The sequence below is a fragment of the Yaniella halotolerans DSM 15476 genome (assembly GCF_000420805.1).
GTDB lineage: Bacteria > Actinomycetota > Actinomycetes > Actinomycetales > Micrococcaceae > Yaniella > Yaniella halotolerans.
The window spans coordinates 255,118-275,821 of sequence record NZ_ATVQ01000003.1 but is presented as its reverse complement, the minus strand read 5'-3'; the positions used below and the strand labels follow the sequence as shown (position 1 = coordinate 275,821).

Below are 20,704 nucleotides of genomic sequence, written 5' to 3'. Positions count from 1 at the left end.
ACCTCTCACCTGCGTTGCAATGCATGGTTAGTTTATGGCGTCGGCCAGAGCTTTCGCGTTGTACAACATGGCGTCCTGATACGTTTCAGCATCAGAACCGGCTTCCCCAACGCCATTTTCGTACAGCTCAACGACCGGCACAGCACCGTTCGCTTCGTCCGCCAATGCGGTTACTAAACGATTGGTGTTAGCCTTCGATGTGACCAAAGCATCTGCTCCCTGATCATTGAGAAGTTGTGACAGCTGGGCAAGATCCTGCGAAGAAGGTTCAGCGTCAGTCGAACCACCGGGAACGACGACACCACTAATGTCAACACCATATCGATCGGCAAAGTAGTTATATGCCGCATGGTCCGTGACCAATCGTGGTGTTCCCAGCTCCTCAATTGTCTCCGCTATTTCTGCATCGACATCTCGCAGCTCCTCCGCGACTTCTGTGCCACACGAAACATATGATTCGTCACCGGTCGCGGCCGCAATTTCTTCGCCTAACAATGCTGCGCCGTCTGCCATTCTGGCAACGTCCATCCACACGTGAGCATCATGAACACCGTGTTCATGGCTGTGATCGTGGCCCGCTTCACCGTGGTCGTGCTCTTCATCAGCAGAAAACGGCAGGGGATCTAGCTGAGGCCCTAACTCGAGGACTTCAGCTCCGTCAGCAGAGGCATTATCTATCGACCCCTGCATTGCGGATTCAAGACCCAGACCGTTGGCCACCACGAGATCAGCTTGAACCATATCGACCATTTGCGCACTCGAAGCGTCAAACTGATGTGGATCATCGCTTGGGCTCATAAGAACCTGCGTGACTCCGCCGGCACAGTCAGTAATCTGTTCGGATAGCGATCCCATTTGCGTTGTAGTGGCGACCACCGTGACCGTCGCATCCTCGCTCGAAGCCCCGCTGTCAGTCGTACACGAGGTCAGCAGAAGACCAAGCAGCGCAGCAGGTGCGGCAAGGCGTAGAACACGCTTACGGGATGTTTGCATCAGGGTCCTTTACGGAATCGTCTGTCGTGGGCAGCTGGCACCCACTATTCACCTGATCAGACTAATGCAAACAGTTCGCATTAGCAATAATGCTTACCGTCAACACGGTGCGCCGTTAGATCGACGCTGTGCCGCCGGCCCCGCCCATCCGCTGACGGACAGTCACCGTCTGTGACTGAGTGACATCACGGATTTCTCCGACCAGTACTTCGATGACGTCTTCCAGAAACAACACACCGACAGTCTCACCAGCATGGTCCTGCACGCGAGCCATATGGACACCGATCCGTTGCATCACCGCAAGAGCATCTTCAATAGGTTTGTCCATCGTGATGTTCACCATCGAGCGCACACGGTTCACCGGGATGGGTGCGGTGTATCGGTCATCCGGAATGGACATGAGATCTTTGATGTGTAGATATCCAATTACGGTGTTGTCAGATGCATCATCAACCACAAGGCGCGATAGGCCAGTTTTACGGACGGCCTGATCAAACTCTTCAGGTGTACCTGTCGAGGAGATGGATACAATCTGATCGATCGGCACCATTACCCGTTCAGCAGGGACGTCAGAGAAGCTTAACGCGCCAGAAAGGATGCCGGATTGATCATCGACCAATCCTGTCCGCTGAGATTCTTGGACGATGGACTGAACCTCTTCAAGGGTGTAGGTAGAAGTGACTTCCTGTTGAGGTTCGACACGGAAAAGACGCAAGAAAACATTTGCACACCAGTTCAAGACCAAAATGATTGGGCGCAGGATCTTATCAAGCAGTACCAACGGTGGTGCTAAGAGCATGACTGCACGATCAGCTACGGACACGGCAGCATTTTTGGGCACCATTTCTCCAAGGGTCACATGCAAGAAGGTGACAACCACGAGGGCAATGACAAACGCCACCGTCGCAGCAAAGTCTGGATCGATGCCCATTGCCTTGAGTGGTACCCCAAGAAGGTAGGCGATCGCCGGCTCAGACACATTGAGGATCAACAGCGAACAGGCTGTAATACCTAGCTGGCAGATCGCCAAGATATGGGTGACATGCTCCATGGCAAACATGGCGTATTTGGCGAGTTTAGAACCGTCTTCAAGGCGTGGTTCGATCTGCGAACGGCGCGCCCCCATGACGGCAAACTCACCGGCGACGAAAAACGCGTTTCCTACCAACAAGACAACCAGCCACAGCAGACCAGGAATATGCTCGCTCATGCATCCTCCTTTTTGGCGGCCTGCGACCGCTGTGCTTGTAGGCTCTCGGGTGTATATTTGACGCGCTCTACGCGGTGGCCATCGATGCGCCGGACTTCGAGGGTCCCGTGCTCAACGGTCACGACGTCGCCGACGTTGGCCACCCGGCCCAGCTCGGCCATGATGAATCCGCCGACGGTTTCATAGGCCTCATTTTCTTCAATTGTTAGGCCCGGTATGTGCGTCATAACCTCATCGGGACGCAGCATTGCAGGAAAGAACCAAGCGCCTTCAGCACTCTGTAAGACTCCCGGTGTGATCCGGTCGTGCTCGTCCGCCACTTCGCCAACAATTTCTTCAACCAGGTCTTCTAACGTGACGACACCTGCGGTACCACCGTATTCATCAACCACAAGAGCCATTTGAAACGGAGCTTCGCGCAGATCGGCAATCAGCGTATCAAGGTTCACGGATTCTGGGACCCGCATCATGTCGCTGGCAATGGTTGCTGCCGTAAGCTGACTCCGTTTCTCTTTTGGCACCGCAATGGCCTTCTTGATATGCAATACTCCACGAATCTCATCAGCGTGGCCCTCGGTGACTGGGAAGCGCGAAAAACCAGTCGACCGTGCATACGCCAGAACCGCATTCAGGTTCTGATCTGCCGCGACAGATTCCATGTCCATGCGTGGCGTCATAACATCTGCTGCGGTACGAGCGGAAAAGTTCAGAGTCCGGTCCACAAAGGCTGCCGTCCTGCCGTCAAGGGTGCCCATCTCTGCTGAGCGGCGCACTAGCGAGGAGAGCTCTTCGGGTGTCCGGGCACCCGACAACTCTTCTTGGGTTGCCATCCCGAACAGCCCCAAAATCCAGTTAGAGAAGCCGTTCAAGCCAGCAATAATGGGCCGAAAGATCGCGGTGAAGAGCAGTTGGGGACGGGATAGCACACGCGCCACGGGCATGGCACGAGCCAAGGACAGGTTTTTCGGGATGAGTTCCCCAATGAGCATCGACAGTGCCGTCCCGATAATCATCGCGATGGTCAGCGATACAGAATAGACGACTGCCTCGTTGGCGCCTAAGAGCGGTTCAAGCGGGGTGACCAACAGTCGGCCCAGCGACGGCTCCAGAAAAAATCCGGTAAGCAGCGCCGTCAATGTAATACCCAGCTGGCACGAGGACAACTGGGTCGACAGCGATTTCAGGGCCTTGAGCACGGGCTGTGCGCCCTTGTCACCGTCGTCGACCATCCGCTGTACGGTTGGCACGTCAAGGGAGATCAGAGAAAACTCAACGGCAACGAAAAAACCATTGCCGAGAATCAAAAGAAAACTTACGCCAAGTAGGAGCCATTCCAGTGTCACGCCGCATCACTCACCCGGGCAGTCTCAGCGCCATAACGTTCAGCGCAACTCGGAGGCTCCAGTTCATTCGCCGGAGCACAGCGATTTGTTTTGAGCTTCGTGCGTCGAGCACATCTTTCAGATTCCATGATGCAACTTATTATAGAGCCTTTCGTTACCACGACGTAGCAACGGGTCGTCCTTCGTCATAGCCGGCCGCAGATTGGATTCCAACGACAGCGCGTTCGTGAAATTCCCGGAGGTTGTGAGCGCCCGCATACGTCATGGACGACCGAAGACCGGCGGTGATGTCATCGAGCAGATCTTCAACGGAGGGATTGACTGGATCAACGTACATTTTAGACCCGGAAACACCTTCTTCAAAGAAGGCCTTCCGTGCCCGGGCAAAAGCATCGTCCTGGCGGGTCCGCGCAGACACCGCACGAGCCGAGGCCATGCCAAAGTTTTCCTTGTATTTGCGACCGTCCCGATCAACAAACATGTCCCCCGGTGACTCCATGACCCCGGCGAACCATGAGCCAATCATGACTTGTGACGCACCCGCGGCAAGCGCCAAGGCAACGTCGCGAGGGTATTTGATTCCGCCATCTGCCCAGACGTGTTTGCCATGGCTTGCGGCAGCTTGTGCACATTCATGCACGGCGGAAAATTGTGGACGACCAACTGCCGTCATCATACGAGTGGTGCACATGGCTCCGGGACCGACACCGACCTTAAGAATATCGGCGCCTGCTTCGAGTAGATCATGCGCACCATCTCCAGAGACGATATTTCCTGCAACGATCGGAACAGGAAGGTCGGCCAGACTACGCAGAGCAGAAAGCATTTTTTCTTGGTGACCGTGCGCAGTATCAACCACAATCACGTCGACCCCACGCTCCACCAAGGCTTCAGCGTGCTGAGCAACATCAGCGTTGACTCCTACCGCTGCACCAACCCGCAATCGACCGTTCGCGTCCGTCGCCGGGGCGAAAATCGTTGAGCGGAGCACGCCATTCTGTGTCAACGCACCGACGAGCTTTGTCCCCTCAACCACTGGAACGAAGTTCACCTGGGCTTCATGCATTTTCATGTAGAAATCGCGCAGCGCTTTATCCCGCGCATCCAGCGGCAGGTCTTTCAGCTCAGATGCAGCAACCGTCAACAGCGGCTCACGGAGCAGCGACTGGACTGACGCGAACTGGTCAATACCTTCGGTGTCAGCCACGTGCACAACCCCTAAAAGCGCCCGATCGTTATCGACGACGCACACTGCTGGATGGTTACGTTTCTCCGCGAGGTGGCGCACATCCAAAACGCGGTCATCTAAGCCGACATACAGTGGGGTCTCAAATAACGTGTCACGCGACTTCACCCAATCTATAGACTCCTGGATCAGATGCAGTGGTGTGTCTTGCGGAAAGATACCCAGCCCACCCCGACGGGCCATGGTTTCCACCATGCGGCGCCCGGTAACACCGTTCATATTTGACGACACAATCGGAATCGATGTCCCTGTGCCGTCTGTTGAGGAAATATCTACATCCATACGCGAGCTGATCTGCGAAAAGGAGGGGACGAGAAAAACATCTGAGTAGGTCAGGTCAGTCGTTACTGGGTTAAGAAAACGCATAGTTCCATCATGACAGCTTTTCTGTTTTCTGACAGCTATTCTTCTCCCCACCACCCCGCACTCATGAGACATCCATCACTTCTTCTGAGGTGTTTTTTGCGGGTAGCCAATCTGTGCGCAATCAAATGTATTTTGTAGCTATTTACCCAGCAGTATCATTATGATGGACCCAGTTGCCTATGACGGGGCGCCTTGAGTGAACCCAGACTCACCCAAGGCCAGTACCGGGACACCGTCATCGGCCCCAACGGCGAGAATCGTCGTGCCCGGCAGCGAGCCTCGCCACGTGTACGCACAACAACAAAGAACTTACGGAAGAGGCCTTCACCGTGCCAGAACTTACGTCCGCCCAGCTCTCCGAGGAATTCCCCGGCAATGAATGGCTTGTTGCGGATATCTACGAAAAGTACAAGGCGGATAAGTCTTCTGTGGATGAGAAATGGGCAGAGATCTTCGCCCGTTTAGAAGCTGCCAACACTGCTGAAACACCGCAGAAGTCAGCTCCAACCCAGACCGCTGCTCCAGCTAAACCAGCTCAACAAAAAACTGGTCAGTCCGCAGCTCCTGCGGCAAAGAAACCAGCGAAAGCTGAGCAGAAAGCTAGCGCGAGCAAGGATGCGGCAGAGCCTCCGAAACCAAAAGTTCGACGTGCTGAAACTTCTTTGGATGCCATCACTTCTGAACCGTCAAAAGCCGCTCACGAAGAACGCGTCGCAGCGGCCGAAGATGCAGACGAAGAAAAGGAAGATGAGTGGATCCGTTTACGCGGCATGCCAGGAGCTATTGCCGCGAATATGGACGCGTCGCTTTCCATGCCAACGGCCACCACTGTTCGCGACATGCCGGTCAAGGCACTAGTTGATAACCGCACGGTCATCAACAACCACCTGGAGCGCACCCGTGGTGGACGTGTTTCCTTTACCCACCTCATCGGATATGCGGTCATACGTGCACTGGTAAAGCACCCTGAAATGAACGCTATTTACCATGAAGAAGACGGTAAGAAGTTCAAGATCAACCCGGCGAACATTAACTTTGGGCTGGCCATCGATATCCCTGGTTCCAAGGGCGAACGTGCCCTCGTACAGCCCTCGATTAAAGCCGTTGAGACCATGAACTTCCGCGAGTTCTGGGAAGCCTACGACGATCTCGTCCAGCGCGCACTCAACAATAAGCTGTCCATGGACGACCACTCGGGCACCACGGTTTCCCTCACCAACCCCGGTGGTATCGGTACCGTACACTCCGTCCCACGCTTGTCAGAAGGTCAAGCTGCAATTATCGGTGTGGGCGCCCTTACCTACCCGGCAGAATTTGAAGGTACATCGAAGAAGGTACTTTCCGATCTAGCCGTGTCGAAAACCATGACCGTTACGTCCACCTACGACCACCGTGTCATCCAGGGTGCCGGTTCCGGTGAATTCCTTCGCACCGTGCACAATCTGCTACTTGGTGAAGACAACTTCTACGACGAAATCTACGTCAACCTGCGTATCCCCACCACCCCAATCCGGTGGGCGCCAGATGTGCAGGTCAACCCAGATGACGAAGTAGGCAAAGCCGCTCGCATTCAGCAGCTCATCCATTCCTACCGGGTCCGTGGTCATCTGATCGCCGATACCGATCCGCTGGAATACCGGATGCGTACGCACCCAGACCTGGACCTCGATTCGCATGGTCTCACACTGTGGGATCTCGACCGTGTCTGGCCCACCGGTGGCATTGGCGGAAAATCGCACATGCTGTTGCGCGACCTGCTGGGCGTCCTCCGAGATGCCTACACTCGCAAGTCGGGCTACGAATATATGCACATCGATGAACCAGAACAGCGTGCATGGTTCCAGGAAAAACTTGAACACCCGTTCGTCAAGCCAACACGTGAAGAACAGCTTCGCATCCTGGGGCGCCTCAACGCAGCCGAGGCCTTCGAGACCTTCCTTCAAACGAAATTCGTTGGACAAAAACGTTTCTCACTTGAAGGTTCTGAATCACTCATCGCACTGCTGGATGCCGTTTTGTCAGGTGCCGCAGATGAGGGTCTTGATGAGGTCGCAATCGGTATGGCACACCGTGGTCGACTCAACGTTCTGACGAACATTGCTGGCAAAACTTTCACCCAAGTGTTCCGCGAATTCGTTGGCGATGCAGACTCCAGCGTCGCGCAGGGCTCGGGTGACGTGAAATACCACCTCGGTACCGCAGGAACCTTCACGTCCTACAACAACAACACCACCAACGTGTCCGTTGCCGCTAACCCTTCACACCTCGAGGCAGTCAACCCGGTTCTTGAGGGCATCGTGCGGGCCAAACAGGATCGTTACGACCACGGAACCGACTCACCGAAGTCCTATTCGGTCTTGCCGATCCAAGTCCACGGCGACGCGTCGTTCGCGGGTCAAGGTGTCGTCTTTGAGACGATGCAAATGTCCCAGCTGCGCGGTTACCGCACCGGTGGCACCGTCCACGTGGTCATCAACAACCAGGTTGGGTTCACTACTCCACCGTCGCAGTCGCGGTCATCGACCTATGCCACAGATGTCGCCCGGTCAATTCAGGCTCCAGTCTTCCACGTAAATGGTGACGACCCTGAGGCCGTTGTACAAGCTGCTCAGTTGGCCTACGAATACCGTCAGCGCTTCCACCGTGATGTTGTCATTGATCTGATCACCTATCGCCGTCGTGGTCACAACGAAGGTGACGATCCGTCGATGACACAGCCTGGCATGTACAGCCTGATCTCCAATAAGACCTCGACGCGCCGTTTGTACGTGGATGCGTTGGTCGGACGTGGCGATATCACGCAAGAAGAAGCAGACCAGGCCGCAGCAGACTACAAGAATCGCCTCGAGGCTGCATTCGCAGAGATTGGTGAAGCCGAAACCTCGCCGATCCCGATCCTCGGTTCGGCACACGGAATTGAAGAGTCGACGCAGGCCTACAAGCCGGAATCCACAGCGATTTCAGATGAAATGCTTCGTCGCATCGGCGAAGTACACGCTGAGATTCCCGAAAAGTTCAACGTTCATCCGAAACTGCTGTCCTTGCTCGAGCGCCGCAATAAGATGGCTATCGATGGCAACATCGACTGGGGCTTTGCAGAACTTGCAGCATTCGGTTCATTGATGATGGAAGGCGTCCCGGTTCGTTTGGCCGGACAGGACTCCCGCCGCGGTACCTTCGTCCAGCGTCACGCAGTCTTCTATGACCGTGAAAACAACGACGAATGGACACCACTTTCCTCGCTGTCCCACGATCAAGCGAAATTCTGGATTTACAACTCGTTGCTCAGCGAATACGCCGCACTCGGTTTCGAATACGGCTACTCAGTAGAGCGTCCAGAAGCACTGGTGCTGTGGGAAGCTCAGTTCGGTGACTTCGTCAACGGCGCTCAGACCGTCATTGATGAGTTCATCTCATCGTCTGCACAGAAGTGGAACCAACACTCCTCCATCGTCCTGCTGCTGCCACATGGCTATGAGGGCCAAGGACCGGACCACTCGTCAGCTCGCATTGAGCGCTTCTTGCAGATGTCTGCAGAAGACAACATGCGTGTTGTGCAGCCGTCCTACGGTGCAAACCACTTCCACCTACTGCGGGAACACGCGTATTCGACCCCGCGTCAACCACTGATCGTGTTCAGCCCGAAACAGCTGCTGCGCCTGCGCGCCGCGGCATCCAAGGTAGAGGCATTCACCCAGGGACGCTTCATGCCGGTGGTACCAGACGACACCGCTACCAACTCCGCCAAGCAGGTGCTGTTGGTATCAGGCCGGTTGTACTACGACCTGGTGGACCGCCGTCAGAAGCTGGGTATGGAGTCAGATGTCGCTATTGTGCGCGTCGAACAGCTCTACCCGCTACCAGCCGAGGAAATCCGGGCAGAGCTGTCCAAATACAGCAATGCCAAGGTCTCCTGGGTTCAAGACGAGCCTGCCAACCAGGGTCCATGGCCGTTCATGCTGCAGCACTTGCTCCCTGAGCTTGACCGCGAAGTAGAACTGCTGAGCCGTCTGAAAGCAGCCTCACCGTCGGTTGGAAACAAACCACGCCACGACGAGGAGCACGAAGCATTGCTCCAGGACATTTTCGGGGCTTAGTCGACAAAATCGAACATGCCTGCTGTTGCGGTCCAAATTTTTTGGGCCGCAACAGGCATTTAAACAGCCAATCTGGCGCAAGAGGGCTACAGTGGAACAAAAGGACGCTAGTTGAAAGAGGCAAACTTCGTGCACACTCGAAACATCCGGTTGTTCTCCATCGGAGCCCAAACACTCACCGGAGTTGGCGACGCGCGCGGCTTAGGTTGGTTGGGCCGGGTACTTGCAAAAACTCACGTCCCAGACTTACAGATGGAGTCCTACCCGTTAGTATTCCCCAACGAAACCACCGAAGAAATGTCAGAGCGCTGGGAACGGGAGGTCATTCCACGTCTCTCTCGTGATGAAAACGTGGAAAACCGTCTGCTGATCGCCGTTCCACAGGATCCCATCAGTATGGCGGGATCCTCTGCCCGTGCACGGCTACACCTCGCGAATATTCTCGATCGGGCCAAACAACACAGCATTGCTACATTCGTTGTCGGGCCAACACCTGCGCAGGATCACGAGACCAACCAGCATCTGGCTCAGCTCAACGAAGCATATCAAGGTGTGGCAGAGCGCCGTGATGTCCTTTACGTTGATGCGTTTACTGATCTGGTAAACCACCAGAATTTCAATCAAGATGTCATGGTTAATGAGGGACTTCCAGGACAAGCCGCGTATGGCCTCATTGCCTGGTTGGTATTAAACCGCGGCTGGTTCGACTGGCTCGGCATCACGGACCCAAGCATGCATTCCTAAACGCCTGACGCTTCCGTCCTGCCACGCTAGCGGGCGCCGTGCCATCCTATGGGAGGAAAACCAATGCAGCCGCCAGAGGGTTGGGCAGCATACCTGATCGAGACTCTTGGAATTGAGTGGTATCGAATACCCATCGTGGTCATCTCCGCGGTTATTATCTACCTGGTCTTTATGTTCCTGGTGCGGCTCTTCGGAGCTCGAGTGCTCACGGTCACCAGCGGTTTCGATGTGCTGGTCTTTATGACCATTGGCGCCGTCGCCGGACGAGCTGTTCTTGGCCATCCACCAACCGTGGCAGCCGGAGTGATAGCGCTGTGCACCCTCATGATCCTCGAAGCGATATTTGGTGCCGTTGAACGTGCTTGGAAATCAAAACGTCTGCTCAGCCTCAGTCCGGTACTCGTATTCGCACACGGGCGGCCCATTGAGCAAGCCTGTCGGAAAACACATACGTCATCGACAGATCTGCATGCAGCGATGCGTAAAGCCGGTATCGCACATCCTGATGAAGCTCAATGCATCATCCTGGAACCATATGGAAGCTACTCTGTCATCCGTGCGGGACAGCCACTTGATCCTCAACTTTTTTCGCATGTTGAGGGAGCGAACGCATATCTCTTTACACATCATCGCTGAACGGGAGCGCTTGAACAGCTGCATAGACGGTGATGGTAATATTTTGGAGAACCCATTCAACGAAAGGAGCATCACGATGAGTAAACGTGGTCGCAAACGCAAGGATCGTCGTAAGTCTCGCGCCAACTCTGGCAAGCGTCCAAACGCAGGCTGACGTCGCACCAATTTGAACAATACAAGAGGTCTGAACCAAAAATGGTTCAGACCTCTTGTATCTTTAAGATGATGACCAGCTAGCTGGTTTTGAGCTCGTCGATGCGATCCATAATCTTGTTCTTCAGAGTCTGAGGTGCTTTTTCATCGCAAGAACGACGCACCACGTCACGAATAATAATTTCCAGATCATGTTCTGACTGGCACTCCGTACAGTCTTCAATGTGGCCGCGCACCTCATCCAGGTCCTGCGAATCTAGTGCACCGTCAAGGTACTTATAGATACTGTCCATCCTAGTTTCTGTGCAGCCACCGTTCTCGGCGCAATCTTCGGATTCGGTCCGAATGTCTGGTGATTCATTTGTCATTTTGGCCCTCCTCCGATGCATTGGCCTGTTTTTTCTGCTGCAGTTCGATTGCGCCCTTAATGCCCCGGTCGGCCGCATAATCCGTCAGCAATTCTCGTAGGCTACGACGACCCCGGTGTAGCCGAGACATTACGGTACCAATGGGCACGTCTAGGATGTCGGCAATCTCTTTATAAGCAAAACCCTCGACATCGGCGAGGTATACGGGGATGCGAAAGTCTTCAGAAATCTCTGCCAACGCGTTCTTCACGTCACTATCAGCAAGGTAATCTAGGGCTTCAGTCTCAGCAGACTGCAAACCCGTTGAAGAATGTTCAGCGGCCCTGGCCATCTGCCAATCTTCCACTCCGTCACCATCTGCCTCGAGTGGACGACGCTGACGTTTGCGATAGATATTGATATAAGTATTCGTGAGAATTCGAAACAGCCATGCACGTAAATTTGTGCCGGGCTTGTACTGGTGGAATGAAGAATATGCCCGAGCATATGCTTCTTGCACGAGGTCTTCGGCATCTTCTGGGTTACGGGTCATACGCAGCGCACCCGAATACAGCTGATCGATGTACTGCATCGCGTCTCGTTCAAAACGAGCGCGACGCTGGAACTCGGTCTCAGCTTTCGGATCGATTCGAGAGCCGTCGTCGGCAGCGGGAATGTCAGAAGGCAAATGAGTCATCCCTGCCCAGTCTAATCTCATTTGACCCACATGAGAGGTTTCTATCGGCGCACTCATGGTCAGCACGGTGCCAATCACCTTCCCTCGCTCTGCAACGCAATACATTTCTCAGCACATATAGCCGGTAATCTGTCGAAATTATTCCCTTCAACACCGGTCCATCGACAACGCTGGCAGCGATAACAGGGTATCTTGGAGGGTGTATCCACAGTGTTGAACAGCTAATGAAAGAGGTCCTGTTGGCCACGATGACTCCCGCCCCCGGTGAAGCCTGGAGCGCTCCATTCACCACTACACCGGTAGCCGCGACCGTAGCGCTGCCTGGTTCGAAGTCATTAACTAACCGACATCTCATTCTGGCTGCCCTGTCGACTAGCCCGTCTCGGTTGACCGGTGTACTGGTCTCTCGCGATACCGATCTCATGATTAAAGCGCTCAGCGCACTTGGTGCAACATTTGAACCTGTCAACAACGATCCCACGGTCTTGGATGTCACCCCAATCAACCTGGCAGCAACCACGGGTCAGATCACCGTGGATTGTGGACTTGCTGGCACCGTCATGCGCTTTATGCCAGGAGTAGCTGCCGGGACCAACGCTACCGTGGTGGTCGACGGTGATACCCAATCCTATGCTCGTCCGATGGGGCCGGTTATTGACGCTTTGGTGCAGGCCGGCGCACACATTAGCGCCGAAGACCAAGACCCTGTCTCGCATTTACCATTGACCGTACATGGCAGTGGTGAGGTAGCCGGCGGCAGGGTCTCGCTTGACGCGGGAGGGTCATCCCAATTTGTTTCGGCCCTACTGTTGGTTGGAGCAACCTTTCGCGATGGCTTAGATATTGTCCATACCGGCGATCAGACGCCGAGCCCCGAGCACATTGCCATGACCATCAAGGTGCTTGCCGAAGCCGGCGTCACCGTGGATACACCAGAACCCCATCGCTGGATTGTCACACCCGGTGAGATTCATGCCGTCGATACCGCCGTAGAACCAGATTTATCGAATGCCGGCCCCTACTTGGCTGCAGCGGTAGTAACCGGCGGAACCGTTACCGTCCCCTACTGGCCAACAGAAACTACCCAGATTGGGGACCGCTGGCGGACAGTACTGCCTGAGTTCGGAGCAGAGGTCACATTCACTCCGATGGAAGGTACCAACTACGGAGATCTCACGGTGACCGGCTCACTCGACGCCCAAGGCCGACCCGTGATCACCGGCGCTGGCGAACTGTCAGATCTCGCTGAGCTGACGCCGACCACCGCTGCGATGGCTATGCTTGCCGACGGTCCAACACAGCTAACCAACATAGGACATCTTCGTGGTCATGAGACCGATCGTCTCATCGCTTTGAACGCCGAGGCAAAAAAACTTGGGGCAACCATCGAGGAAGGCGAAACCTTCCTGCGCTTCACCGGAGGATACGCTCTGCAGCCGGCTGTCCTGGAATCATATGCCGATCATCGTATGGCCACCTACGGAGCGATTATCGGCCTGGCGGTCGAGGGCGTCGTCGTCACAGACATCGCAACTACCGCCAAGACCATGCCAAACTTCCCCTCCGCTTGGACCGAGCTTGCCTCGGCAGAACGACAGATCCGCGCATGAGCCGCTACCGCATCGATTACCAACGTTATGACGAAAACTCGGCGCCGAAACGCCCGTCGAAACGCGGGTCTCGTCCGCGGACTAAAGACCGCCCTGCCCATGAAGACGCCATTACCTGCCGCGTCACAACGGTAGATCGCGGTCGATACACGCTCTACCTGGCGCCGAAACGCAAAACGAAACGTACCAAGAACAATAAGGCTCGTTATATTACCGCAATGCGCGCCAGGGAAATGCGCAATACGGCCATTGTCAGTGGCGACCTCGTCGACGTCGTTGGTGATACATCGGGCGAAGAAGGAACTCTTGCTCGGATCGTGCGGCTCGTTGACCGCAAGACTGTCTTGCGCCGCTCGGCCGATGACACCGATGCGTACGAACGCGTCGTGGTGGCCAACGCTGATACCTTGGTGATCGTCGTTGCTGCGGCCAATCCCGAACCCCGCACCGGGTTCATTGACCGTGCCATGGTGGCAGCATTCGACGCCGGTATTACGCCGATACTGTGTATCACAAAGACGGATCTCGCTGATCCCACAGGTTTGCTTGAGCACTACGCACACCTAGATTTGGAGATCTTCACCGTGGGCCCGTCAAATCCAGAAGATGAAGACACCCATATTGCTCCCCTTTTGCAGCCGGTCGACCTCGACAGATTGCAAGACCGGCTCGCGGGCCACATCACCGCGCTGATCGGACCATCTGGTGTTGGGAAATCCACCCTGTTGAACGCACTCACCGGAACCGACCGCGCCGTGGGGCATGTAAATGTCGTCACGGGCCGAGGCCGACACACCTCGTCGTCCACACTGGCTATTCCGTTGAACCAATCCGGTACATCCTTACTGATCGACACACCTGGTATTCGTTCCTTTGGGATGGGCCTGGTCGACCCAGATACCGTAGTAACAGCGTTTGAAGATCTCGCACCAGCAATTGTCGATTGTCCACGCGGATGTGACCACACTGGGGACTCCCCCGGGTGTGCTCTGGATGCTTGGGTTACCACCGGTCATGCCGGTGATGCCGGACCACAACGGCTCGCCTCGTTACGCAGGCTGTTGGAGAACCGGTTAGAGACCGATGACTTTGACTAAACCACTAGAAGGAAAGGCCGCCAACATGCAGCTCTCCCCACCCCGTCAGGGATACCGTGAAGACCTCAATCTCGCATTGGTGATCGCCGACGCCGTCGATGGTCTCACCATGGACCGTTTTCAATCGGTGGATTTGGAGGTCACCACCAAACCGGATCTCTCCCCTGTCTCAGATGCTGATCGTGCCGCCGAAGAACTCATTCGCCAACAACTCAAGCGGGCTCGCCCTCGCGATGCGGTCACCGGTGAAGAATTTGGCACCGATGGCGCATCGAAACGGCGTTGGATCATCGACCCTATTGATGGAACGAAGAACTTCGTGCGGGGTGTGCCTGTATGGGCGACGCTGATCGCTCTGGTCGAAGACGATCGGCCAGTCGTCGGCGTGGTTTCTGCTCCTGCTCTGTCACGTCGGTGGTGGGCGTACGAGGACGGCGGAGCCTATACTGGCAAGTCGTTATCCAATGCCAAACGCATCCATACTTCAGACGTCACACAACTCGAAGACGCTTCGATGTCCTTCTCCTCATTGGAAGGGTGGCGCGACCGCGGCAATATCAGCGAGTTCCTCCAACTGACTTCTGATATCTGGCGGGTTCGCGCCTTCGGGGATTTCTGGTCGTACATGCTGGTGGCAGAAGGCTCCGTAGACATTGCTTGCGAACCAGAACTCGAACTGTACGATATGGCTGCGCTCGTACCGATCGTCACCGAAGCCGGTGGTACCTTCACGTCCCTGGATGGGGAGCCAGGACCATGGGGTGGCCACGGACTAGCAACCAATACTCATCTGCATGCCGACGTGCTAGAGCGTCTTAACCCGGAGCTTCGTGGCCAATCGCGCGCCTAAGCCCCGCCTGGCCACCATCCTTGCCGTCGCAATCGGTGGTGCGTTGGGAGCAACGGCCAGGGTATTTTTGCCCTGGCCAACCGTCCTTGATGAGTCCTTGACGACTTTTGACCCACTCCCCCTTGCGATCATCAATCTGTGCGGGGCAGCGCTCCTGGGGCTAGTAACCGGCTACAGCTCACGCCGCCGATGGCCCGAGCCATTGGTCAAAGGTGTAACCACCGGCTTTTTCGGTGCGTTTACAACAATGTCTGCACTCGCGGTTGCCTACACCGGTCTAACATGGGGTCAGGCCGCGTACGCTGCCTCATCGGTGTTCCAAGGCATCCTCTTTGCGGGAGGAATCCTAGCGGCGTTCGTGATGTTTGTATTCGTCACGACGGTCGTCACGCTCTGGACGCTCAGAGTCGGTGTTCGCCTAGGTGGTGAGGCACCATGATCATCTTCATCATAGCGGCCATGATTGGAGCGGTGGCAAGGTATCTTGTAGATCTTTATCTGCCCAAGCACGGTATATTGCTCATCAATATACTGGGCTCATGTGCAGCGGGTAGCTTGCTGGTTTTTACAGTGGTGTTTCAATTCGACGAACATATTGCAAAGGCCTTGGTGGGTGGCTTTGCTGGTTCGTTAACCACCTATTCGACCGTCGCAGTCGTCGCTGCACAACACCACCACAACGGCACTGGCAGTGCATGGAAAACCTGGTCCGTGCAAGTAGGTGCATCGGTTGCTGCCTGTCTCAGCGGCATCGGCATAGCGTTGCTACTTATTGCATGAGTTCACACTCGTGCGAAAATTGTAGAGGTTAACGAAATAGCCCGGATTCACAAGGAATCCGGGCTATTTAGTGGAGATGCCGGGAATTGAACCCGGGTCCGATGTGGCATTCGTAAGGCTTCTCCGTGCGCAGTCTGCTCGGAGTTTTATCGACCACAGTTGATCACAGACTAGCAACTGTTCGGTCTAGTCGGCTTCAGGTCTCTGTCGCTTCCCCCGACAGGGGCGACAGACAGTGGCTATCTAAGCGACGCCAGGATCCAGGACGATAGCAATGCCTGGACTGACGGACTCGTTCGCTAGTTAGGCAGCGAGAGCGAAGTCAGTGCGTTTAGAATCGGCACTTGATTGTTTGCAAAGGGCGTTTACGAGGTGACTTTGCGTCCTCGGCACGCTGACCTGACGGCAACTCACATCGTCGAAACCGATCATCCCCATATTCTGTTTTCTAACAGCACCTGGCTGTTGCCAGGACCTTCCACTCTAACGTAGAGGTTCACTTGGTACAACCCAGACAGGTAGTTTCTTATTCCCAGCCTTATCGATGTCCTACAGGATTGATTTCCCCTGGCGATTTGCTTCACGCATCGCCCGCTGGGCTTCACGTTTATCCTGTGCCTCACGCAGTGCATGCCTCTTATCGAAATCACGTTTACCTTCGGCAAGTGCGATTTCTACTTTAGCTTTGCCATCCCGGAAGTACATCGACAAGGGCACAATAGTTACTCCAGAGGCATCCACCTCACGATGGAGTTTATTGAGCTCGCGGCGATGCAGCAATAGCTTCCGTCGACGCCGCGCTGAGTGGTTCGTCCAGGTACCGTAACCGTATTCGGGGATGAACACGTTCTCGAGCCAAAGTTCATCGCCGGTAAACATGGCGAAGCCTTCAACAATCGATGCGTGGCCGTCACGAAGCGATTTCACTTCGGTACCCATCAATGCGATGCCAGCCTCGTATGTATCTTTAATATTGTAGTTGTGACGCGCCTTGCGGTTGGTAGCGATAACAACCCGATCTGAGCGTGCAGGTTTGCTGCGACCAGATTTCTTGGACATCTTCACTCCTTCCGCCTGACGTTTTCGTCCAACCTGCAAGTATACAGGTTCTGTCAAAGCAATGCCCCCACCCATTGGGGTGAGGGCATTCTTTTGAACTGTCGTCTTACAGGTAATTCGCTGGGTTACGAGGTTCCCCGTTGATGAGGGTTTCAAAGTGGAGGTGGCAGCCGGTCGAGTTACCGGTGGTACCTGTGTATCCGATGACCTGACCCTGTGAGACCTGCTGTCCAGGGCTCACCACATATCTCGTCATATGATGGTATTTGGTCGCCAACAGACTGCCATTAACCGACCCGTGGTCAATCACCACACGGCGTCCTGAAGTCGAAACTGCCCAGTCAGCGTTGATCACTTTTCCAGAGCGTGCAGCCTTAATTGGCAGACCGCAGCCGCCACCATAGTCGATACCGGTGTGAACATATCCACCACGACCACCGTAGTCATATGTGCCTGCGGGGGTTGGACGCCACCCAAAACCTGAAGTCTGGTAACTATTGATCGGTACGATCAGTCCCCAGGAACTACCGGTGTTTGCCACGACCTGGCTCACGCGCTCTTTTTGTTCTTCATATTCTTTGTCAGCGGTCTTGGCGTCATTGCGAGCCTTTGTAGCGCTTTCCTTTTGTCTCTGAGTAGCTTCCTCGCGTGCTGCACGTTCCTCGGCTTCGCGGGCTTTTCGTTCGGCTTCTTCAGCGGCTTTCCGCTTAGCTTCAGCTTCTGCTACGGCTTCTTCATGTTCTTTTTCAAGACTAGAGATCTCAGAGGATTGTTGGCTGACCTTTTCTTGCTGTGCAAGAATTTCTTCATTGACGTTATCAGCTGCTGCACGATTTTCCTCGATGGCTGACTCAATTTTCGGACGTTCTTTTTCCAGCTCAGCAGTTAATCGTTCGTTGGTATCGATCATGCCGTCAAGTTCTTCTTTTGCTGCATTCGCCTCATCACGAGCCGTCTGTTCAGCCTCTAGAGCATCTTCTGCCTGTGACTTCAATTCACGAATCTCAGCCTCAACAGCTTCCATGCGTGCTTTGGAATTGACGTCCTGTGCATTCTGCTGTGAGACATCAGCAATCTGATTGTCTTGGATGCGCAGTGCCTGCTGGGCCATGCCCATTGCCTCGGGAAGGGATGAATCAGAGACGCCCAACAGGAACGAGAGGTCATTGGTGCCACCGGTCTTATACGCTTCGGCAGCGATTTGACCGACTTCTTCTTCAGCCATTTCTAGCTCTTGTTCAGATGATTCAATTTCAGCCTGAATCTCCGCGAGGCGTCCTTCAGCCTCAGCGACCCTGTTGTTCAGTGAGTTCACTTCTTCTTGCGCAGCTGTAACGCGAGCTTCGGCGTCCTCTACTGCCTGTTGAGCACCCGGCAAATCGTCTTGAAGGGCACGAAGCTCAGTCACCTTCTTCGTGATGTCTTCGTCCAGGCCTTCCAACGAGGCATTCAGATCGCCGCGGTCGGAATCCAGACTGTCCTTTTTATCACCGAGCTCAGTCAGTGATTCGCCGAGTCGTTCACGCTCGTCCTTGGAATCATTCAGTTCACGTTCAAGTCGGTCGATTCGGTCCTGCCCGAACGCTGGAACTATGGAAGTGACGCCGAGGACGGCTACGATGCCTGCAGCAGCAACAGCATTTGATAACCGTCGTTGAATCATATTGGTCATGTCTCCTTCAGACACATGCATCGGTCAAGAAAATTTAGAAAACTACACTTTGAGGTAGCGCCGCAGCGTCAACATTGATGACACCGCAGCAAGGATTAGGGCAATAGCGAAGAGCAATGGCACAAGCCAAAGTGCCTCGGTGGAGGAAATAAAGCCGGTTTGTGGATACTCAGTTGCTAGCCAATCTGCAATGAAGAATTTTGCAATCGCCCACGTTGCCAGCGAAGCTAGTGCGGCCCCTAACATGGCGGCGACAACTCCTTCGGCCAAGAACGGCAGTTGGATCATTGTTTTCGATGCTCCAACGAGTCGCATGATTCCAGTTTCACGGCGTCGTGAGAACGCGGATAGACGAATCGTAGTGGCAATTAACAAGATGGCAGTAATGAGCATGATGACGGCTAGCGCAATCGCGATTACCGACGCTATATTCATCAGTGAGAAGAGCGACTCGAGGAGTTCTCGTTGATCTGAGACGACTTCCACTCCCGGCATGCCGGAGAACATCTCGTTGACGACTTCGTATTGCTCTGGGTTGACCAGAGAGACCCTGAAGGATTCGGGTAGCTGATCAGCAGTAACGCTTTCTGCCATGTCGAGGTTGGAATACTGGTCTTGGAACAGTTCGAGAGCTTGTTCTTGGGACTCATACTCGTAGCTTTCAACATAGGCAGATGCTTGCTGAGAATCGAGTTGGGCTTCGATAGCTTCGCGTTGACTGTCCGTGACAGCTCCCCCAGCACAGCTGGCCGCTGTTGAAGTGTCATTACAAAGGAAGATCGCAACTTCGACGCGATCGTACCAGTAGCCTTTCATCTGGTTGATCTGCATTTGCAGTAATCCTGCAGAACCAACAAATGTGAGTGATATGAAGGTCACCAATACAACCGAGATGACCATGGAAAGATTTCGGCGAATACCAGAAAGCGTTTCCGAAACGATAAACGCAAACCGCACTAGTTCACCTCCGTCTTCCTCAGCCGTGATTGCAGCTGAGCAGTGGCGTCGGCGGGCTGGTATCCAGCTTCTGCTTCATCCCGCATGACCTCGCCTTCGTGCAGTTCAACGACGCGACGACGCATCGTATTGACGATTTCGTGGTCATGCGTAGCCATAACGACGGTTGTGCCGTTTTGGTGAATCTTGTCGAGGACTTCCATAATTCCCCAGGAAGTTTCTGGGTCAAGGTTACCGGTGGGCTCGTCCGCTAGCAGAATGGCCGGACTGTTGACGACAGCGCGAGCAATCGCCACACGTTGTTGTTCGCCACCGGATAGTTCGTGGGGAAACCGTCGGGCCTTGTCCTGAAGGCCAACGGTTTTAAGCACCTCTGGAATGGCCTGATTGATAAGACCTCTGCGTTTTCCCAACACCTGCATTGCAAACGCAACATTTGCAAATACGTTTTTGTTCGGCAGGAGCCGGAAGTCTTGAAAGACGACACCAAGGTCGCGGCGCAGGTGAGGAACTCGCCATGAGGATAGCCGGGCAACGTCACGGCCTGAAACGTAAACTGTTCCGGACGAAGCCTTTTCTTCGCGTTGTACGAGACGAATAAATGTGGACTTACCTGACCCTGATGGACCAACTAAGAACACGAATTCGCCGCGCTCAATTTCAGTGGTCACACCGTCTAGAGCAGGACGCGAGGTCGTATCATAAACCTTCGTGACATCTTCGAATCGGATCATGTTTTTTCCCTGACCGAATCGGCATGCGACTCACCGGTGCCCGGTCATGTTGGGGAAGTAAAAGCACCAGCCCTTCAAGACTAATCACGATTCGGTAACAACAGTGGGATGTT

Annotated in this window: 19 protein-coding genes and 1 other RNA gene; 9 read left to right on the top strand and 11 right to left on the bottom strand. The window is 54.6% G+C overall.

Annotation, left to right across the window (positions count from 1 at the left end):
- Nucleotides 1-27: 27 nt before the first annotated feature.
- From G583_RS0111130 to guaB1, 4 genes are all read right to left on the bottom strand, one after another.
- Nucleotides 28-993: a metal ABC transporter substrate-binding protein gene (locus tag G583_RS0111130; RefSeq protein WP_022871258.1), complete on the bottom strand. Its 966-nt coding sequence runs from the start codon at nt 991-993 to the stop codon at nt 28-30.
- Nucleotides 994-1,108: 115 nt separating this feature from the next.
- Nucleotides 1,109-2,203 (bottom strand): hemolysin family protein, encoded by a 1,095-nt coding sequence (locus tag G583_RS0111125; RefSeq protein WP_022871257.1) that lies wholly within the window; start codon nt 2,201-2,203, stop codon nt 1,109-1,111.
- Nucleotides 2,200-3,540 (bottom strand): hemolysin family protein, encoded by a 1,341-nt coding sequence (locus G583_RS0111120; RefSeq protein ID WP_029629510.1) that lies wholly within the window; start codon nt 3,538-3,540, stop codon nt 2,200-2,202. The genes G583_RS0111125 and G583_RS0111120 overlap by 4 nt, the downstream gene beginning before the upstream one ends.
- A gap of 160 nt (nt 3,541-3,700) precedes the next feature.
- The gene (gene guaB1 / locus G583_RS0111115; RefSeq protein ID WP_022871255.1) at nt 3,701-5,158 is read right to left on the bottom strand and encodes a GMP reductase; all 1,458 of its coding nucleotides are present in this window, start codon (nt 5,156-5,158) and stop codon (nt 3,701-3,703) included.
- Nucleotides 5,159-5,487: 329 nt separating this feature from the next.
- Between guaB1 and G583_RS0111110 the strand changes: the two genes are divergently transcribed.
- The 4 genes from G583_RS0111110 to G583_RS17120 all read left to right on the top strand — a co-directional run bounded on the left by G583_RS0111110 (nt 5,488) and on the right by G583_RS17120 (nt 10,789).
- Nucleotides 5,488-9,255 carry a multifunctional oxoglutarate decarboxylase/oxoglutarate dehydrogenase thiamine pyrophosphate-binding subunit/dihydrolipoyllysine-residue succinyltransferase subunit gene (locus G583_RS0111110; protein WP_022871254.1) on the top strand — a complete coding sequence of 1,256 codons (3,768 nt, stop codon included), beginning with the start codon at nt 5,488-5,490 and terminating at the stop codon, nt 9,253-9,255.
- Nucleotides 9,256-9,366: 111 nt separating this feature from the next.
- A complete protein-coding gene (locus G583_RS0111105; protein WP_022871253.1) occupies nt 9,367-9,999 on the top strand; it encodes a GDSL-type esterase/lipase family protein in 633 nt (210 codons plus the stop codon).
- Between the two features lie 63 nt (nt 10,000-10,062).
- On the top strand, nt 10,063-10,635 hold the full coding sequence (locus G583_RS15750; protein WP_022871252.1) for a DUF421 domain-containing protein: 573 nt from the start codon (nt 10,063-10,065) through the stop codon (nt 10,633-10,635).
- Nucleotides 10,636-10,711: 76 nt separating this feature from the next.
- Nucleotides 10,712-10,789 (top strand): 50S ribosomal protein bL37, encoded by a 78-nt coding sequence (locus G583_RS17120; protein ID WP_407635169.1) that lies wholly within the window; start codon nt 10,712-10,714, stop codon nt 10,787-10,789.
- A gap of 79 nt (nt 10,790-10,868) precedes the next feature.
- Here G583_RS17120 and rsrA read toward each other — a convergent pair whose 3' ends face one another.
- Nucleotides 10,869-11,156 carry a mycothiol system anti-sigma-R factor gene (gene rsrA / locus G583_RS0111095; RefSeq protein ID WP_022871251.1) on the bottom strand — a complete coding sequence of 96 codons (288 nt, stop codon included), beginning with the start codon at nt 11,154-11,156 and terminating at the stop codon, nt 10,869-10,871.
- Entirely contained in the window at nt 11,146-11,832 is a 687-nt protein-coding gene (locus G583_RS15745) for a sigma-70 family RNA polymerase sigma factor (protein WP_022871250.1), read from the bottom strand. Before G583_RS15745 ends, rsrA begins: the two co-directional genes overlap by 11 nt.
- A gap of 224 nt (nt 11,833-12,056) precedes the next feature.
- Between G583_RS15745 and aroA the strand changes: the two genes are divergently transcribed.
- From aroA to G583_RS0111060, 5 genes are read left to right on the top strand one after another with little or no spacing between them, the layout of a single operon-like run.
- A complete protein-coding gene (gene aroA / locus G583_RS0111085) occupies nt 12,057-13,442 on the top strand; it encodes a 3-phosphoshikimate 1-carboxyvinyltransferase (protein ID WP_022871249.1) in 1,386 nt (461 codons plus the stop codon).
- Complete coding sequence (gene rsgA / locus G583_RS0111080; protein WP_022871248.1) at nt 13,439-14,539, top strand: ribosome small subunit-dependent GTPase A; 1,101 nt, start codon at nt 13,439-13,441, stop codon at nt 14,537-14,539. Before aroA ends, rsgA begins: the two co-directional genes overlap by 4 nt.
- A gap of 25 nt (nt 14,540-14,564) precedes the next feature.
- Entirely contained in the window at nt 14,565-15,389 is an 825-nt protein-coding gene (gene hisN / locus G583_RS0111075; RefSeq protein WP_022871247.1) for a histidinol-phosphatase, read from the top strand.
- On the top strand, nt 15,370-15,828 hold the full coding sequence (locus G583_RS15740; protein WP_022871246.1) for a FluC/FEX family fluoride channel: 459 nt from the start codon (nt 15,370-15,372) through the stop codon (nt 15,826-15,828). The genes hisN and G583_RS15740 overlap by 20 nt, the downstream gene beginning before the upstream one ends.
- On the top strand, nt 15,825-16,169 hold the full coding sequence (locus G583_RS0111060) for a fluoride efflux transporter FluC (RefSeq protein ID WP_022871245.1): 345 nt from the start codon (nt 15,825-15,827) through the stop codon (nt 16,167-16,169). The genes G583_RS15740 and G583_RS0111060 overlap by 4 nt, the downstream gene beginning before the upstream one ends.
- Before the next feature lie 68 nt (nt 16,170-16,237).
- Here the strand turns inward: G583_RS0111060 and ssrA are convergent.
- The 5 genes from ssrA to ftsE all read right to left on the bottom strand — a co-directional run bounded on the left by ssrA (nt 16,238) and on the right by ftsE (nt 20,591).
- Nucleotides 16,238-16,605, bottom strand: a transfer-messenger RNA (tmRNA) gene (ssrA, locus tag G583_RS16645).
- 113 nt (nt 16,606-16,718) lie between these two features.
- Entirely contained in the window at nt 16,719-17,228 is a 510-nt protein-coding gene (gene smpB / locus G583_RS0111055; protein ID WP_022871244.1) for an SsrA-binding protein SmpB, read from the bottom strand.
- Nucleotides 17,229-17,334: 106 nt separating this feature from the next.
- Nucleotides 17,335-18,900: a M23 family metallopeptidase gene (locus G583_RS15735; RefSeq protein ID WP_022871243.1), complete on the bottom strand. Its 1,566-nt coding sequence runs from the start codon at nt 18,898-18,900 to the stop codon at nt 17,335-17,337.
- A gap of 42 nt (nt 18,901-18,942) precedes the next feature.
- Entirely contained in the window at nt 18,943-19,857 is a 915-nt protein-coding gene (gene ftsX, locus G583_RS0111045) for a permease-like cell division protein FtsX (RefSeq protein WP_022871242.1), read from the bottom strand.
- On the bottom strand, nt 19,857-20,591 hold the full coding sequence (ftsE, locus tag G583_RS15730) for a cell division ATP-binding protein FtsE (RefSeq protein WP_022871241.1): 735 nt from the start codon (nt 20,589-20,591) through the stop codon (nt 19,857-19,859). Before ftsE ends, ftsX begins: the two co-directional genes overlap by 1 nt.
- Between the last annotated feature and the right edge of the window lie 113 nt (nt 20,592-20,704).

Coding starts and splice junctions, on each gene's coding strand:
- G583_RS0111130 (WP_022871258.1), bottom strand. CDS start 993: ATGCAAACATCCCGTAAGCGTGTTCTACGCCTTGCCGCACCTGCTGCG.
- G583_RS0111125 (WP_022871257.1), bottom strand. CDS start 2,203: ATGAGCGAGCATATTCCTGGTCTGCTGTGGCTGGTTGTCTTGTTGGTA.
- guaB1 (WP_022871255.1), bottom strand. CDS start 5,158: ATGCGTTTTCTTAACCCAGTAACGACTGACCTGACCTACTCAGATGTT.
- G583_RS15750 (WP_022871252.1), top strand. CDS start 10,063: ATGCAGCCGCCAGAGGGTTGGGCAGCATACCTGATCGAGACTCTTGGA.
- G583_RS17120 (WP_407635169.1), top strand. CDS start 10,712: ATGAGTAAACGTGGTCGCAAACGCAAGGATCGTCGTAAGTCTCGCGCC.
- rsrA (WP_022871251.1), bottom strand. CDS start 11,156: ATGACAAATGAATCACCAGACATTCGGACCGAATCCGAAGATTGCGCC.
- G583_RS15745 (WP_022871250.1), bottom strand. CDS start 11,832: ATGACTCATTTGCCTTCTGACATTCCCGCTGCCGACGACGGCTCTCGA.
- aroA (WP_022871249.1), top strand. CDS start 12,057: ATGAAAGAGGTCCTGTTGGCCACGATGACTCCCGCCCCCGGTGAAGCC.
- rsgA (WP_022871248.1), top strand. CDS start 13,439: ATGAGCCGCTACCGCATCGATTACCAACGTTATGACGAAAACTCGGCG.
- hisN (WP_022871247.1), top strand. CDS start 14,565: ATGCAGCTCTCCCCACCCCGTCAGGGATACCGTGAAGACCTCAATCTC.
- G583_RS0111060 (WP_022871245.1), top strand. CDS start 15,825: ATGATCATCTTCATCATAGCGGCCATGATTGGAGCGGTGGCAAGGTAT.
- smpB (WP_022871244.1), bottom strand. CDS start 17,228: ATGTCCAAGAAATCTGGTCGCAGCAAACCTGCACGCTCAGATCGGGTT.
- G583_RS15735 (WP_022871243.1), bottom strand. CDS start 18,900: ATGACCAATATGATTCAACGACGGTTATCAAATGCTGTTGCTGCTGCA.
- ftsE (WP_022871241.1), bottom strand. CDS start 20,591: ATGATCCGATTCGAAGATGTCACGAAGGTTTATGATACGACCTCGCGT.